Here is a 14775-nt window from a genome sequence, read left to right as displayed (position 1 = left end):
TCTCGCCGGCCGAACCAAAGGTCAGGCGGAATTAGGCCTGGGCGTTGGCGATGAAGCTGACGGCGTCGCCGACGGTCTTGAGGTTCTTGACCTCTTCGTCGGGGATGCGGACGCCGAACTTTTCCTCAGCGTTGACCACGATGGTCATCATGGAGATGGAGTCGATGTCCAGGTCCTCGGTGAAGGACTTGTCCAGCTCGACAGCCTCGGGGGCCAGGCCGGTCTCTTCGTTGACGATTTCAGCCAGGCCGGCCAGGATTTCTTCGTTGCTAGCCATTGATGGCTCCTTTTCTTGTTGGTGCCGTCGGCTTCCGGTGGTTGTGCCGGGAGAGTCTGGCGAAATGATTCAAACCGAGGGTTCGGCTTGGTGTGGGAATCCGTGCTGTTGAGCAACGCTCCAGCCGGGGGAGTCCGGTGTCCGCCTACGGAAGCACAATCACCTGGGCGCCGAAGACCAGTCCTGCGCCGAACCCGATCTGCAGGGCCAGTCCGCCGCTTAGTTCAGGGTTTTCCTGCAGCAAACGGTGGGTGGCGAGGGGGATGGAGGCTGCCGAGGTGTTACCCGCCTCGGCGATATCCCGGGCGACCTTGACGGTCTCCGGAAGCTTGAGCTGCTTGGCCATCTCGTCGATGATGCGCATGTTGGCCTGGTGCGGGATAAAAGCGGCGAGGTCCTCCGCGCTGACGCCGGCGGCGTCGAGGGCCTGCTGCGCCACCTTGGCCATCTCCCAGACCGCCCACCGGAACACCGTCTGGCCGTCCTGCCGCAGCGTGGGCCACAGGGCAGCCTCGGTGACCGCGGCTTCACCTTCGCTGAGGGCCGGGTCTTTCTTGCCGGCGGCGGCGAAGTCCCGGATGTCCAGCATTGAGTGGGTCATGCCGATGGCGTCCCACTTGCTGCCGTCCGAGCCCCACACCGACGGCCCGATGCCGGGAGTGTCGGAGGGGCCGATGACGACGGCGCCCGCGCCGTCGCCCAGCAGGAAGGAGATGGTGCGTTCGGTGTTGTCGATGACGTCGGAGAGCTTCTCGGCGCCGACGACCAGGACGTACTTGGCCGCGCCGGAACGGACCAGCGCGTCCGCCTGGGCAATGCCGTAGCAGTACCCGGCGCAGGCGGCGGAGATGTCGAAGGCCGGTGCCGGGGTGGCGCCGAGTCGGTCGGCCAGGCTCGCGGCGGCCGACGGCGTGGCATACGGATGGGTGACGGTGGAGACGATCACGGCGCCGAGTTCAGAGGCCTCAATGCCGGCCTTCTGCAGGGCTTCGCGGGATGCGCCTTCGGCCATGTCGATGACACTGATGTCGGCAGGAGCCCGGTGGCGGGTGATGATGCCGGTGCGCTGGCGGATCCACTCGTCCGAGGAGTCGATCCACTGGCAGACGTCCTCGTTCGTAACGATGACGTTCGGCCGGTAGGCGCCGAGACCCAGGACGCGGGTGTTTTCCTGCAGTGCTGCCTGCTTCAGAGCGGGAGCGCTCATTTGCCTCCCTCCAGTTCTGCGAATAGGGCCAAGGCGGCGGAGAGGTCGTCCGGGGTCTTGACGGTGACTGTCTTCACGCCGGGCATTCCACGTTTGGCCAGCCCGGCCAGTGTACCGGCCGGGGCCAGTTCGATAACGCCGGTGACGCCGCGCTTGACCATGGTGTCCATGCAGAGGTCCCAGCGAACGGGGCGGGAGACCTGGGCGATAAGGCTGTCGACGGCGGCACCGCCGTCGGCCACCTCGGCGCCGTCGAAGTTGGACAGCAACGGCACCTGCGGGTTCCGCGGGTGCAGCGAGGGCCGGAGGGCCTCCAGTGCAGCGACGGCGGGTGACATATGCGAGGTGTGGAACGCTCCGGCGACCTTCAGCGGGATCACGCGGGCCTTGGCCGGCGGGTTGTCGGCGAGGGCCTTCAGCTGCTCCATGGTGCCGGCGGCGACGGTCTGGCCGGCGCCATTGACGTTGGCCGGGGTCAGCCCGCAGGCTTCGATTGCGGCTAGTACCTCGGCGGGGTCGCCGCCGACGACGGCGCTCATGCCGGTGGGCGTGGCAGCTGCGGCAGCGGCCATGCCGTTGGCACGTTCGCGGACAAACGTCATGGCTTCGGTTTCGGTCAGCACACCGGCCAGGGCCGACGCGGTGATTTCGCCGACCGAGTGGCCGGCGAGGACCACGGGGAGCGCGCCGAGTTCGACGTCGAAGAGTGACTGGGCGGCAACGAGTCCGGCGGCGACGATCAGGGGCTGCGCGACGGCCGTGTCCTTGATGGTCTCCTCGTCGGAGGTGGTGCCGTGGGCGGTGAGGTCGATACCTGCTATTTCGCTAAGTGAGGCCAGGTGGCCTGCGACGGGAGGCAGTTCCAGCCAAGGGGCCAGAAAACCAGGGGTCTGGGAGCCCTGTCCAGGGCAGACGATTGCAAGCACGTATCCAGCTTTCCAAATTGCCGCGTGATTCATCGGTACTTTCATGCACCAAGCTCACTGGGTCAGTTTGTAGGAAGTCTACAACGGGTCAGGAGTTGTTACGGGAGGGCTGGCGTTCGGTGGAGGGCCTCGGCGGTGCCGAGAGGCGGCCCACCACCAGCGCCGCCTGAAGCACAAATGCCTCGCGGGGGATCAGCGGATCCCAGCCGGTGACGTCGCAAACACGCTTGAGCCGGTACCGCACGGTGTTGGCGTGGACGAAGAGTTCGCGGGCCGTCGCTTCGAGGGAATGGCCCAGTTCCAGGTAGGTCCCCAGGGTCTCGACCAGACCGTTCGAGGCTGCGACCAGGGGCCGGTAGATGTTCTTCACCAGGGAACGGCGGGCGGCGTCATCGCCGGAAATCACCCGCTCCGGCAGGAGGTCATCCGCCGCCACCGGGCGCGGCGCGGAGGGCCATGCCCGGGCGGCGGTGAGGCCCGCGAAGGCGGACTGGGCGGAGCTGCTGGCCTCCAGCAAGGAGCCAGCCTCGGCCCCGTAGACCACCGGCCCCGGGGCGAAGAGCTCGCTGAGTTTCTGGCAGGCGGTCTCGCGGTCCTGCACGCCGCCCAGGATCAGGATGAGCCGGTCGCCCTGGATGCCCACCAGGGCATCCTCGGCGAAACGCCCGGCAGTGCGGCGGAGTTCGCTGACATAGCTGGCGCTGGGCTCCGACGGGGAATTTCCGACCATAACAGTGAAGCGTTCCTGCGCCTTCCAGCCCAGGGCCGCGATGCGGGAGCGCAAGGCGTCCGTGTTTTCGCCGCGCAGGATGGCGTCCACAATCAGGGCCTCAAGCCTGGTATCCCAGGAGCCCCGGGTCTCGGCGGCGCGGGCGTAAACGTCCGCGGCGGCAAAAGCCACTTCCCGGGAGTACCGCAGCACGGCCTCGCGGAGGTCCGCCTGGTCGGCCTCCGGGGCGATGATCGGCACCTGGTCCTCGACCACTTCCACCACAATCCGGATCAGCTGGAGGGCTTTCTGCAGGCTGATCGAGCGGGTCAGTTCGGTGGGTGCGGTCCCGAAGACGTCGGAGAGGATCCACGACGGCGAGCTGGGCCGCTCGAACCAGGTGACGAAGGCGGCGATGCCGTTCTGCGCCACCATGCCGAGGGCGGAGCGCTCGTCGGAGTTCAGCCGGCTGTACCAGGGCAGCGATTTCTCCAGCTGCCGCAGTGTAGTGGTGGACAATTGGCCCACGCTGGCCCGGAGCTTTTTGAGCGTCTCGGCTTTCTCCGGGGTGAGCGCCCGCACGGACGGTTTGCGTTTCGCGGGGGTGGTGGTGGGCTCTGCCATGCATCGAGCATACGGCGCCCGCCGTCCAAGCTCCATTTGTGCAAAGGCTACAAGACGCTTTGGGCTGCATCACAGCCTTCGCGGCGCAGGCCCGCGCGTGTCGGCGGGCCCCCTCCGGTCCGGACCCTACCCGTTAAACGCCCGACGGCGGCCCCCACCTGGGTGGGGACCGCCGTCGGGCGCTGGCTCTGTATCCTGCGCGGACGCAGGTTACGAGTCGCCGCCGGCGTTGCCGGTGGTGCCGGCGTTGACGTTAAGAAGGCGGTACTTCTCGATCGCCTGGGCCGGGGCCTGGGCGTCGACCTCGCCGCGGCGGGCCAGCATCTGCAGGGAACGGACCACGATCGAGTGGATGTCGTTCTTGAAGAAGCGGCGGGCTGCGGCGCGGGTGTCCGAGAAACCGAAACCGTCGGCACCGAGCGAGGCGAACTCGTTCGGGATGAACTGGCGGATCTGGTCGGGGACGGCCTTCATGTAGTCCGAGACGGCCACGATGGGTCCGGTGGCCCCGGCGAGCTGTTCGGTGACGAACGGGACGCGGGCGGGCTGGCCGGGGTTGAGGAAGGCCTCTTCCTCGGCGGCCATGGCGTCGCGGCGCAGTTCGGTCCAGGAGGTGACGGACCAGACATCGGCGGAGACGCCCCAGTCCTCGGCCAGGAGCCGCTGGGCCTCAAGGGCCCACGGAACCGAAACGCCGGAGGCGAGGATCTGCGTACGCGGGCCGTCGATCTTGGCCGGTGCCAGCAGGTAGATGCCCTTGACGATGCCCTCGACGTCGAGCTCCGCGGGTGCCGGCGGCTGGATGATCGGCTCGTTGTAAACCGTGATGTAGTACATCAGGTTCCGTGCCGGGTCGTTATCCGCAGGGCCGGGGCCGTACATCCGGTTCAGGCCATCACGCATGATGACGCCGATTTCGTAACCGTACGCCGGGTCGTAGGTGACCACGGCCGGGTTGGTCGAGGCGAGGATCGGGGAGTGGCCGTCAGCGTGCTGCAGGCCCTCACCGGTCAGCGTGGTGCGGCCGGCGGTGGCGCCGATGATGAACCCGCGGGTCATCTGGTCGGCGGCTGCCCAGAAGGAGTCGCCGGTGCGCTGGAAACCGAACATCGAGTAGAACACGTAGATCGGGATCAGCGGTTCGCCGTGCGTAGCGTACGACGTGCCCGCGGCGGTGAAGGCGGCAACCGAGCCGGCTTCGTTGATGCCGGCGTGGACGATCTGGCCGGCGATGGATTCCTTGTACGCCAGGACCAGGTCGCGGTCCACGGACAGGTAGTTCTGGCCGTTCGGGTTGTAGATCTTGGCCGTCGGGAAGAACGCGTCCATACCGAAGGTGCGTGCCTCATCCGGGATGATCGGCACGATCCGGGTGCCGAAGTCCTTGTCCCGCATCAGGTCCTTGAGCAGCCGGACGAACGCCATGGTGGTGGCGGCCTGCTGCTTGCCGGACCCGCGGTTGGCGACCTCGTACGCCTTGTCACCGGGCAGGGTGACGTCGGTGTGCTTGGAGCGGCGTTCGGGGACGAACCCGCCCAGGGCGCGGCGGCGCTCCATCAGGTACTTGATTTCCGGGGCGTCGGCGCCCGGGTGGTAGTACGGCGGCTGGTACGGATCGGCTTCGAGCTGCTCGTCCGTGATCGGGATGCGCAGGTGGTCGCGGAAGGCCTTCAGGTCCGCCAGCGTGAGCTTCTTCATCTGGTGGGTCGCGTTGCGGCCTTCGAAGTGGGTGCCCAGGCCGTAGCCCTTGACCGTGTGGGCCAGGATGACCGTCGGCTTGCCCTTGAACTCGGTGGCGGCCTTGTACGCGGCGTAGACCTTGTTGTAGTCGTGGCCGCCGCGCTTGAGGTTCCAGATCTCCTGGTCTGTCATGTCCGCGACCATGTCCTTGGTCTGCGGGGTCTTGCCGAAGAAGTGTTCGCGGACGAACCCGCCGGATTCGGCCTTGTAGGTCTGGTAGTCGCCGTCGACGGTTTCGTTCATGATCTTCACGAGCGAGCCGTCTTCGTCCTTGGCCAGCAGGTCATCCCACTCGCGGCCCCAGACAACCTTGATGACGTTCCAGCCGGCACCGCGGAAGAATGCCTCGAGCTCCTGCATGATCTTGCCGTTGCCGCGGACGGGACCGTCGAGGCGCTGCAGGTTGCAGTTGATGACGAAGTTGAGGTTATCCAGCTTGTCGTTGGCTGCGAGCTGCAGCAGGCCGCGGGATTCCGGCTCGTCCATTTCGCCGTCGCCGAGGAAAGCCCAGACCTGCTGGTCGGAGGTGTCCTTGATGCCGCGGTTGTGCAGGTAGCGGTTCGACTGCGCCTGGTAGATGGCGTTCATCGGGCCGATGCCCATCGACACGGTGGGGAACTCCCAGAACTCCGGCATCAGGCGCGGGTGCGGGTAGCTGGAGAGGGCGTGGCCTTCCTTGGACTTCTCCTGGCGGAAGCCGTCGAGGTCCTCCTCGGTCAGCCGGCCTTCCATAAAGGCGCGCGAGTACATGCCGGGGGAGGCGTGGCCCTGGAAGAAGACCTGGTCGCCGCCGCCGGGGTGGTCCTTGCCGCGGAAGAAGTGGTTGAAGCCCACCTCGTAGAGGGTCGCCGCGCCGGCGTACGTGGAGATGTGGCCGCCGACGCCGATTTCCGGGCGCTGCGAGCGGTGGACCATAACGGCCGCGTTCCAGCGCAGCCAGGCGCGGTACTTGCGTTCGATTTCTTCATCGCCGGGGAACGGTGCTTCCTGGTCCACGGGGATGGTGTTGACGTAGTCCGTGGTGGTCACCATCGGCACGCCTACGCTTTGTGCGCCGGCCCGCTGAAGCAGGCTCCGCATGATGTACTGGGCACGCTCGGTGCCCTGTTCCTGAATCAGGGTGTCCAGGGACTCCAGCCATTCGGCGGTCTCTTCGGGATCACGATCAGGCAGCTGGTTAGTCAACCCGCTGAGGATATGGGAGGTATCTTCTCCTGCAGCCACGTCCAACCTCTCTTTGAGCGCATTCATCGGCACCCTCAGCTCCGGCAGGGTAACTGCCTGGCGTGAACGCGACGTGTGCGACATATCGGTAACAGCAGCCCGGTCCTGTGTGCCGGGCTAGGTCCAATCACAACCATGCCCGCCTGTATCAGCGGCCTATGTCCGCGCAGGCATAGTCGTCATCAGCCACTCTAGCCTTGTGCGTCGGCGGATGCGTAGCCGCTGCATGGGGCCCGCTCCGTATTTCACGGGCATACTGGTTCTGTGACGCGGAGGCCTCCCAAGGCCCCCGTAAGCCGCGGTGTGACGCAGAATATGGCGGATCGCGGGGTTTACAGCTTGAAGCCAAGGCGCAAAGGGTGTTGGCTTGGAGTAATGGAAATCACTAGCAGTAACGGAACCACCCAGCAGTTCACCAGGACGCACAAAGAGCATAGGAGCAACACGTGAGCGAGGCCGACGCCGCCACTTCGGTAAATGTGGCGGAAAAATTGGGTTTCAAAAACGGAGACCTGATTCAGGAATTCGGTTATGACGACGACGTCGACTTCGACTTGCGTGACGACATTGAGGACCTCACGGGTTCTGAACTGTTCGATGAAGACGACCACGAGGTGGTCGACGCGGCCATTCTCTGGTGGCGGGACGGCGACGGGGACCTGGTGGACACCTTGGTTGACTCGCTGACGACACTGACCGAGGGCGGTGTGGTCTGGGTACTCACCCCGAAGAACGGCCGCGAGGGTTACGTTTCCCCGTCGGATATCCAGGATGCGGCCCCCACCGCCGGACTGCACTGCACCACCTCCGCCGGGGTCTCCCGCGACTGGAGCGCAACCCGGCTGGTCACGCGGAAGAACAAGTGACCCGTAGCTCCACGGAAGTTGCGGTCGTGGCTCCCGACGTCCCGGCTGTCGGCCAGGCCGCCCCGGACTTTGAGCTGGTCAATCAGTTCGGCGAACCGGTCCGTCTTTCCGGACTGCGCGGTCGCACTGTGGTGCTGGTCTTCTTCCCCTTCGCCTTCTCCGGCATCTGCACCGGCGAACTCTGCGAGATCCGCGACAACCTGGCGCTCTTTGACGACGCCGGCGCGGCCGTGCTCGGGGTGTCGGTGGACAGCAAGTTCACCCAGCGCGCCTATGCGGAAAAGGAAGGTTACGAATTCGACCTGCTGGCCGACTTCTGGCCGCACGGCGACGTGGCCCACCGGTACGGCGTGTTTGACGCCAAGAGCGGCATGGCCCAACGCGGCACCTTCATCATCGATGCATCGGGAATTATCCGGTACGTCGTGGTCAACCCGCGGGGCCAGGCCCGGGACTTTGCGGAATACCGCGCGGCCCTGGCGGCCCTCGAGGGAAACTGACGGCAGGGGCAGGAAGCATGAGGCAGCGGCGGCCGGGTATTGGCATGACGGGATTCGCCAGTCTGCCGCCGGTGACCGCCGTCGAACCCGCCCGCAGCGACCTGGAAGTCCTGCAGGACATCCACGGCGTCCTGGCGGGAAAGCGCTTTGCGTTGCTAACCGGTGCGGGCCTCAGCACGGATTCGGGGATCCCCGATTACCGCGGCCCGGGCGCTGCCCCGAGGGCGCCCATGACCTACCAGGAATTCATCGGCGACACGGAGAACCGGCGCCGCTACTGGGCGCGGAACCATATCGGCTGGTCGCACCTGCGCCGCGCCGACCCCAACGACGGTCATGTTGCTGCCGCACGCCTGGAGCGGCGCGGGCTGATTACGGGCCTCATCACGCAGAACGTGGACCGGCTGCATGAGGACGCCGGGAGCGAAAATGTGGTCGATCTTCACGGCCGCTTCGACCGCGTGATCTGCCTGGCCTGCCACCGGCGCTACACCCGCTCACTGCTCGCCGGGGTCCTTGAGGAGCTCAACCCCACCTTCCTGGCCGACGCGCTGGCCGCCGGCGTCGTGGAAATGGCGCCGGACGCCGACGCCACAGTGGAGGATTCGGAACTGATTGCCGGCTTCGTCGTTGCGAATTGCCCGGCCTGCGGCGGAACGCTGAAACCCGATTTTGTCTATTTCGGCGAGAACGTTCCGAAGGACCGCGTGGAGCGCTCCTACGCCATGGTGGACGCCGCGGAGGCCCTGCTGGTGGCGGGATCGTCGCTGACCGTGATGAGCGGGCTGCGGTTCGTCCGGCACGCGGCCAAGCAGGGCAAAGCCGTGGTGATCATCAACCGGGGGCAGACCCGGGGTGATGACCTGGCCACCATCAAGCTGGAGGCCGGCGTCAGCGAGTCCCTGACCTGGCTCGCGGCGGAGCTGCCCGCGGTTTGAGGTTCCCCGCCCCCGGCCGCCGATTAGTGTTTCGCGCCAGGATTCGGGTAGAGTCATTGTTCGTTGGTTGACGCACTTGCGGTGTGGAAACAACGTTTGGGTCTTTAGCTCAGCTGGTAGAGCGCCACGTTTACACCGTGGATGTCATCGGTTCGATCCCGGTAGGACCCACCAAGGAAAACCCCGTCACGGCAGGCTGAAACGCTTGCCGGGCGGGGTTTTTTGCTTGGCTCGGCAGAATGTCGGTGCCCGGCCCTAGTGTCACGGGCATGGAACATGTGATGGTGAAAACCGGCCCGGACGGGCGCCCTGCTGCAGTTGTCCGGGGCGGCCGCGAATGGGTGGTCGGTGCCGAGCCGGTGCGCTGGTTTGAGCGGGTGAGCTGGTGGGAGGCGGAGCGCCGGATGCCGAAAGGGCTCAGCCGGGTGGACGTCGAGGTGTGGCAGGTCCAGGCGAGGCTGGGCAGGAACGCCGGATCGGCGCTGACCACCATGGAGATCATCAGGGACGGCCTTGGCGGGGGCTGGAGGCTCCGCGGGGCGGTAGCGGACGCAGCGTAGGACTGTGCCGGCTCCGGAGCTCCGGCGCGGAAATCCGCCGGGAATTGGAAAAGCCTTCCACCGCGACTATTGGGGGATGCCGCGGTGGAAGGCTTGCTAGAAATATACCGTGAATGCGTCCAAATGTGAAACGCATTGCGGTTGAATTACGCCATCGTCAGGACAAATGGTGATTGTCCGTGTGGTGCCGGCTCAGGCCGGCCGGGGATGCTGGACCGGAACAAAGACACGGGGCTGGTCCTTCCACGTGGGTTCCATGTCGGCAATAGTTTCGCGCATGATCTTGTTGGATGCCTCCCGGGCCGCCACCCCATTGCCCGAGGCGATCGACTCCGCCACATCCACGTGCCACTGCAGCGCCGAAGTCCGTGGATGGTCCGGCATCAGGCCGTGGACGGTGCGTCCGGTCAGCGTCTCGGCAACCTGGCCCACCATGTTGGCAAACATTTCATTGCCGGAACCGGTCAGCAGCAGCGAATGGAACTGGATGTCCAGATCCAGGAATTTTTGCACGTCCCCGGCCATGCCGGCCTCCCGCATGGCATAGGAGGTTTCCACCAGCTTGCTGCGGAGCTCGTCCGGGGCGTTGCCCGCGGCCAGTTCGGCGGCCACCGGCTCGACGGCGGTGCGCAGCTCGGCAAGGGAGCGCAGCTGTGCTCCCCGGCCCTCGCCGGCGAGGCGCCAGCGGATCACCAGCGGGTCGAAGGGGTTCCAGCGGCTGGCGGGCAGCACCCGGATACCCACGCGCTTGATGGTCTCGACCAGGCCGAGGGACTGCAGCACACGGACAGCCTCGCGGACCACCGAACGGGAGACCTTTAGCTCGTCCTCGAGGTCCTCGGCCAGCATTACGTGGCCGGCCGGGAGGTCGCCGGCTATGATACGGGTGCCCAGGTGCTCAATGGCGCGGTGATGGAGGCTGGTCGACATAGTCGTAAGCATAGTGGCGCTGGCCGCTGCTCCCGCGGCTACACCGCACCTGCCGACGTAAACATAGACTGTTTATGACGCGACGTATTCCGCCACGTGGGCGCTGCTTTCCAGCTGTCCGCGGAAATACATATGGTTTATCGACAGCCACCGTTTCCAAGAAGCGTGTTCCGCAGCAAGCGCGGGACGAACTGCACTCGATGCACAGAATGAATTGGAGTTTTGATGTCAGCACACATCGGTGTCACCGGCCTTGCGGTGATGGGGGCCAACCTGGCCCGGAACCTGGCTCGCAATGGCTTCACCGTTGCCCTGCACAACCGATCCGTGGAGAAGACCGACGCGCTCCTGCAGAAGCACGGCACGGACGGTGACTTCGTCCGCACGGAGACCCTGCAGGAACTCGTCGACTCGCTGGAGAAACCGCGCCGGGTGCTGATCATGGTCAAGGCCGGCAAGCCCGTGGACTCCGTGATTGAGCAGCTCGAACCGCTGCTGGAGCCGGGCGACATCATCATCGACGCCGGCAACTCCCACTACGAGGACACCCGCCGCCGCGAGGCTGCACTGGCCAAGAAGGATCTGCACTTCGTCGGCATCGGTGTGTCCGGCGGCGAAGAGGGCGCCCTCAACGGCCCCTCGATCATGCCCGGCGGCTCCAAGGAGTCCTACGAGGCGCTCGGCCCGCTGCTGGAAAAGATCGCTGCCCACGTCGACGGCCAGCCCTGCTGCGCCTGGATCGGCACCGACGGCGCCGGCCACTTCGTCAAGATGGTCCACAACGGCATCGAATACGCCGACATGCAGGTCATCGGCGAGGCCTTCGACCTGTTGCGCTCCGGCGCGGGCATCGAACCGGCCGAGCAGTCGAAGATCTTCGCCGAGTGGAACAAGGGCGAGCTCGCCTCGTTCCTGATCGAAATCTCCGCCGAGGTCCTCGGCCATGTGGACGCCAAGACCGGCAAGCCGTTCGTCGACGTCGTGGTGGACGCCGCCGGGCAGAAGGGCACCGGCCGCTGGACGGTCATCTCCGCCCTCGAACTGGGATCCCCGACGTCCGGCATCGCCGAATCTGTCTTCGCCCGCGCTCTGTCCTCCCAGTCGGAGCAGCGCAAGCTGGCCCAGGACCTGCTCGCCGGCGGGGAAGCCGCCGTCGAGGTCCCGGAGACCTTCGTCGAGGACGTCCGGCAGGCGCTGTACGCCTCCAAGCTGGTCTCCTACGCGCAGGGCCTGGACATGCTCACCTCCGCCGCGAAGGAGTACGGCTGGGACCTGAAGCTGGACGAGATCGCCTCGCTGTGGCGCGGCGGCTGCATCATCCGTGCTGAGCTGCTGAAGGAAATCACCAAGGCTTACGCGGCCGACGAGAAGCCCGCCAACCTGCTGTTCGCCCCGGCGTTCACGAAGGCCATTGGCGAGGTCCTGCCGGCGTGGCGCCGCGTGGTGGCCACCGCCGTGCAGCTCGGCATCCCTGTGCCGGTGTTCTCCTCCTCGCTGGCGTACTACGACGGCCTGCGCCGCAAGCGCCTCCCGGCCGCCGTGATCCAGGGACAGCGCGACCTGTTCGGCGCCCACACATACGGGCGCATCGACACCGAGGGCACGTTCCACACCCTGTGGGGCGAGGACAAGTCCGAAATCGAGGCCGTGGACACGCACTAGACCACGCCCTCAGCGGTCCGGCGGCCGGCGCTTCCCGATACTGTGGGAGCGCCGGCCGTTCGCGTTTCCGGTCCAGGCGCCCGCCAGGCGCCCTCACGCTGCAAACTTTCAAGGAGTCCGCTCATGACCCAGCCCGTCGCGTTTGTCACCGGGGCGTCCACCGGCATCGGCTACGAGGCCGCCCGGAAACTCGCCGCCCGCGGGTTCACCGTCTACGCCGGCGCCCGGCGGGTGGAGAAGATGGAGCCGTTGAAGGCCGACGGCGTCCGGACCCTGCCGCTTGACGTGACGGACGAGGCGTCGATGAATGCCGCCGTCGGCCACGTCCTGGCAGCCCACGGACGGATTGACGTCCTGGTCAACAACGCCGGCTACGGGTCCTACGGTTCGCTGGAGGAGGTTGCGCTGGAGGAGGGCAGGCGGCAGTTCGATGTCAACGTCTTCGGCCTGGCGCGTATGACGCAGCTGGTGTTGCCGGCGATGCGGGCCGCCCGCCGGGGCAGGATCATCAACATCTCCTCCATCGGCGGAAAGATGTACGAGCCGCTGGGTTCCTGGTATCACGCCACCAAGTTCGCCGTCGAGGGCCTCAGCGATTCGCTGCGGGTGGAGCTCAAACCGCATGGCATCGACGTGTCCATCATCGAACCGGGCGGAACCCAGTCGGAGTGGGGCGGTATCTCCGCCGAGGGGCTCCTGGCCAGCTCGGGGTCGGGACCCTACGCGGCGCAAGCCAGGGTAGTGGCTGCCGCGCTCGGTTCCACGGACGGGTCGGCGCTGTCCTCGCACCCGGCGGTCATCGCGGACGCGATCGTCCATGCCGCCACGTCCCCGCGACCCCGGACACGCTACCCGGTGGGTAAAGGGGCACGGGCGATCCTGCTGCTGCGCAGGCTGCTCCCGGACCGCGTCTTCGACGTCGTGCTCTGGAACATTTACAAGCGGTTCCCCGGGCAGGGGTAGACCTAGCGGGCGCGGGCGCCCGGCCCGGACCGCAAACCCGGCCCGGACCTCAACCCGGGCCCGGGGGGAGCCGCCGGGCTCAGATCCGGTATTCGATCAGGTATTCCGCCGGGTCGACGGCGGGCTTGGTCTCGCGCTGGGCGTCCCGGTGCCGCCACGTGGCCGGCACCCCGGTGAGGATGGATTCGGCCGGCGCGTCCTTGACCACCACGGCGTTGGCGCCGATGGCGCTGTCCCGGCCGATTGTGATGGGGCCGAGGACCTTGGCGCCCGCGCCGATGACCACGCGGTCCTCGATGGTGGGGTGGCGTTTGATCTTGGCCAGCGAACGGCCGCCCAGGGTGACGCCGTGGTAGATCATCACGTCCTCGCCGATCTCGGCGGTCTCCCCGATCACCACACCCATGCCGTGATCAATGAAGAAGCGGCGGCCGATGGTGGCGCCGGGGTGGATCTCAATGCCGGTCAGGAAACGGGCCAGCTGGGAGATCAGCCGCGCAGGGAAGCGCAGCGACGGGTTCTGCCAGAGCCGGTGCGTCACGCGGTGGGCCCAGATCGCGTGCAGGCCCGAGTAGGCAAAGAAGTTCTCAAAAGAACCTCGCGCCGCCGGGTCGTGGGACCGGGCGGCGTCGAGGTCTTCTTTCAGCCTTGCGAAGAAGCTCACAAAGACCTTTCTACGAAATCTGGAAGCGGCTGGACTTAGCCGCGGATGTCGTCGTACAGGACGGTGGAGATGTAGCGCTCCCCGAAGTCGCAGACAACGGCAACAATCAGTTTACCGGCGTTCTCGGGACGCTTGGCGACCTCCAGGGCAGCCCAGACGATCGCGCCGGAGGAGATGCCGCCCAGGATGCCTTCCCGGACGCCGAGGTCGCGGGCCACGCGGACGGAGTCCTCCAGGGCCGCGTCGATGACCTCGTCGTAGACGTTGGTGTCCAGGATGTCCGGGACGAAGTTGGCGCCCAGGCCCTGGATCTTGTGCGGACCGGGAGCCCCGCCGTTGAGGATGGCTGAATCCTTGGGCTCGACGGCGATGACCTGCACGTCCGAGTTGCGCTCCTTGAGCACCTGGCCGACGCCGGTGACCGTGCCGCCGGTGCCGACGCCGGCAACGAAGATGTCCACCTTGCCGTCGGTGTCGGCCCAGATTTCCTCAGCGGTGGTCCGGCGGTGCACCTCGGGGTTGGCCTCGTTGGCGAACTGCTGGGCCCAGATGGAGTTCTCCGTGTTGGCGACGATGCCCTGGGCTTTCTCCACGGCTCCGCGCATGCCCTCGGAGCCCGGGGTCAGCACAATTTCGGCACCGTAGGCGCGCAGCATCACGCGGCGTTCCGTGGACATGGTCTCCGGCATGGTGAGGATGACCTTGTAGCCGCGGGCGGCGCCCACCATGGCCAGTGCGATGCCGGTGTTGCCCGAGGTTCCCTCGACAATGGTGCCGCCGGGCTTGAGCGCACCGGACTTCTCCGCGGCATCGATGATGGCAACGCCGATCCGGTCCTTGACGCTGTTGGCCGGGTTGTAGAACTCGAGCTTGACCGCCACAGTGGCGTCCAGGCCTTCGCTCAGCCGGTTGAGGCGGACCAGCGGAGTGCCGCCGACCAGCTGGGTAACATCGTCATAGATCCGTGCCATGGGTATGTGTGCCT

The 14775-nt window shown here is 66.5% G+C and carries 14 protein-coding genes and 1 tRNA gene; 7 read left to right on the top strand and 8 right to left on the bottom strand.

All coding sequences use genetic code 11. From position 1 onward, the window contains the following. Positions 1-31: 31 nt before the first annotated feature. The 5 genes from AC1DBE_RS03080 to aceE form a co-directional block, all read right to left on the bottom strand. Positions 32-277, bottom strand: coding sequence for an acyl carrier protein (locus tag AC1DBE_RS03080; protein WP_175320862.1), 246 nt, complete (start codon positions 275-277; stop codon positions 32-34). Positions 278-422: 145 nt separating this feature from the next. Next, the gene (locus AC1DBE_RS03075; RefSeq protein ID WP_476969561.1) at positions 423-1484 is read right to left on the bottom strand and encodes a beta-ketoacyl-ACP synthase III; all 1062 of its coding nucleotides are present in this window, start codon (positions 1482-1484) and stop codon (positions 423-425) included. Then, the gene (locus AC1DBE_RS03070; RefSeq protein ID WP_476969560.1) at positions 1481-2410 is read right to left on the bottom strand and encodes an ACP S-malonyltransferase; all 930 of its coding nucleotides are present in this window, start codon (positions 2408-2410) and stop codon (positions 1481-1483) included. Before AC1DBE_RS03070 ends, AC1DBE_RS03075 begins: the two co-directional genes overlap by 4 nt. Before the next feature lie 88 nt (positions 2411-2498). Beyond that, on the bottom strand, positions 2499-3743 hold the full coding sequence (locus tag AC1DBE_RS03065; protein ID WP_476878082.1) for a PucR family transcriptional regulator: 1245 nt from the start codon (positions 3741-3743) through the stop codon (positions 2499-2501). A gap of 210 nt (positions 3744-3953) precedes the next feature. Next, the gene (gene aceE / locus AC1DBE_RS03060; protein ID WP_476969559.1) at positions 3954-6734 is read right to left on the bottom strand and encodes a pyruvate dehydrogenase (acetyl-transferring), homodimeric type; all 2781 of its coding nucleotides are present in this window, start codon (positions 6732-6734) and stop codon (positions 3954-3956) included. Positions 6735-7153: 419 nt separating this feature from the next. Here aceE and AC1DBE_RS03055 point away from each other — a divergent pair, with 419 nt between their 5' ends. The 5 genes from AC1DBE_RS03055 to AC1DBE_RS03035 all read left to right on the top strand — a co-directional run bounded on the left by AC1DBE_RS03055 (position 7154) and on the right by AC1DBE_RS03035 (position 9571). Next, positions 7154-7573 carry a DUF3052 domain-containing protein gene (locus AC1DBE_RS03055; protein WP_476903285.1) on the top strand — a complete coding sequence of 140 codons (420 nt, stop codon included), beginning with the start codon at positions 7154-7156 and terminating at the stop codon, positions 7571-7573. A gap of 26 nt (positions 7574-7599) precedes the next feature. After that, a complete protein-coding gene (locus AC1DBE_RS03050) occupies positions 7600-8073 on the top strand; it encodes a peroxiredoxin (RefSeq protein ID WP_476969558.1) in 474 nt (157 codons plus the stop codon). A 17-nt stretch (positions 8074-8090) separates the two neighbouring features. Further along, positions 8091-9011: an NAD-dependent protein deacetylase gene (locus tag AC1DBE_RS03045; RefSeq protein WP_476969557.1), complete on the top strand. Its 921-nt coding sequence runs from the start codon at positions 8091-8093 to the stop codon at positions 9009-9011. 98 nt (positions 9012-9109) lie between these two features. After that, positions 9110-9185, top strand: a tRNA-Val gene (locus tag AC1DBE_RS03040). A 95-nt stretch (positions 9186-9280) separates the two neighbouring features. Next, positions 9281-9571 (top strand): hypothetical protein, encoded by a 291-nt coding sequence (locus AC1DBE_RS03035; RefSeq protein WP_476969556.1) that lies wholly within the window; start codon positions 9281-9283, stop codon positions 9569-9571. 192 nt (positions 9572-9763) lie between these two features. Here AC1DBE_RS03035 and AC1DBE_RS03030 read toward each other — a convergent pair whose 3' ends face one another. Next, positions 9764-10501 carry a FadR/GntR family transcriptional regulator gene (locus tag AC1DBE_RS03030; RefSeq protein ID WP_476969555.1) on the bottom strand — a complete coding sequence of 246 codons (738 nt, stop codon included), beginning with the start codon at positions 10499-10501 and terminating at the stop codon, positions 9764-9766. Positions 10502-10726: 225 nt separating this feature from the next. On the opposite strand from AC1DBE_RS03030, the gene gndA reads away from it, so the two are divergent. Then, positions 10727-12163 carry an NADP-dependent phosphogluconate dehydrogenase gene (gndA, locus tag AC1DBE_RS03025; protein ID WP_476969554.1) on the top strand — a complete coding sequence of 479 codons (1437 nt, stop codon included), beginning with the start codon at positions 10727-10729 and terminating at the stop codon, positions 12161-12163. Positions 12164-12286: 123 nt separating this feature from the next. Then, positions 12287-13126: an oxidoreductase gene (locus AC1DBE_RS03020; protein WP_476969553.1), complete on the top strand. Its 840-nt coding sequence runs from the start codon at positions 12287-12289 to the stop codon at positions 13124-13126. Positions 13127-13205: 79 nt separating this feature from the next. Here AC1DBE_RS03020 and epsC read toward each other — a convergent pair whose 3' ends face one another. Both epsC and cysK read right to left on the bottom strand, forming a co-directional pair. After that, positions 13206-13790 (bottom strand): serine O-acetyltransferase EpsC, encoded by a 585-nt coding sequence (epsC, locus tag AC1DBE_RS03015; RefSeq protein ID WP_476903288.1) that lies wholly within the window; start codon positions 13788-13790, stop codon positions 13206-13208. 35 nt (positions 13791-13825) lie between these two features. Beyond that, positions 13826-14761 (bottom strand): cysteine synthase A, encoded by a 936-nt coding sequence (gene cysK, locus AC1DBE_RS03010; RefSeq protein WP_476969552.1) that lies wholly within the window; start codon positions 14759-14761, stop codon positions 13826-13828. Positions 14762-14775: the final 14 nt, after the last annotated feature.

The organism is Arthrobacter sp. 10T416 (genome assembly GCF_056394165.1).
This window is presented reverse-complemented; position numbering and strand designations above follow the sequence as displayed.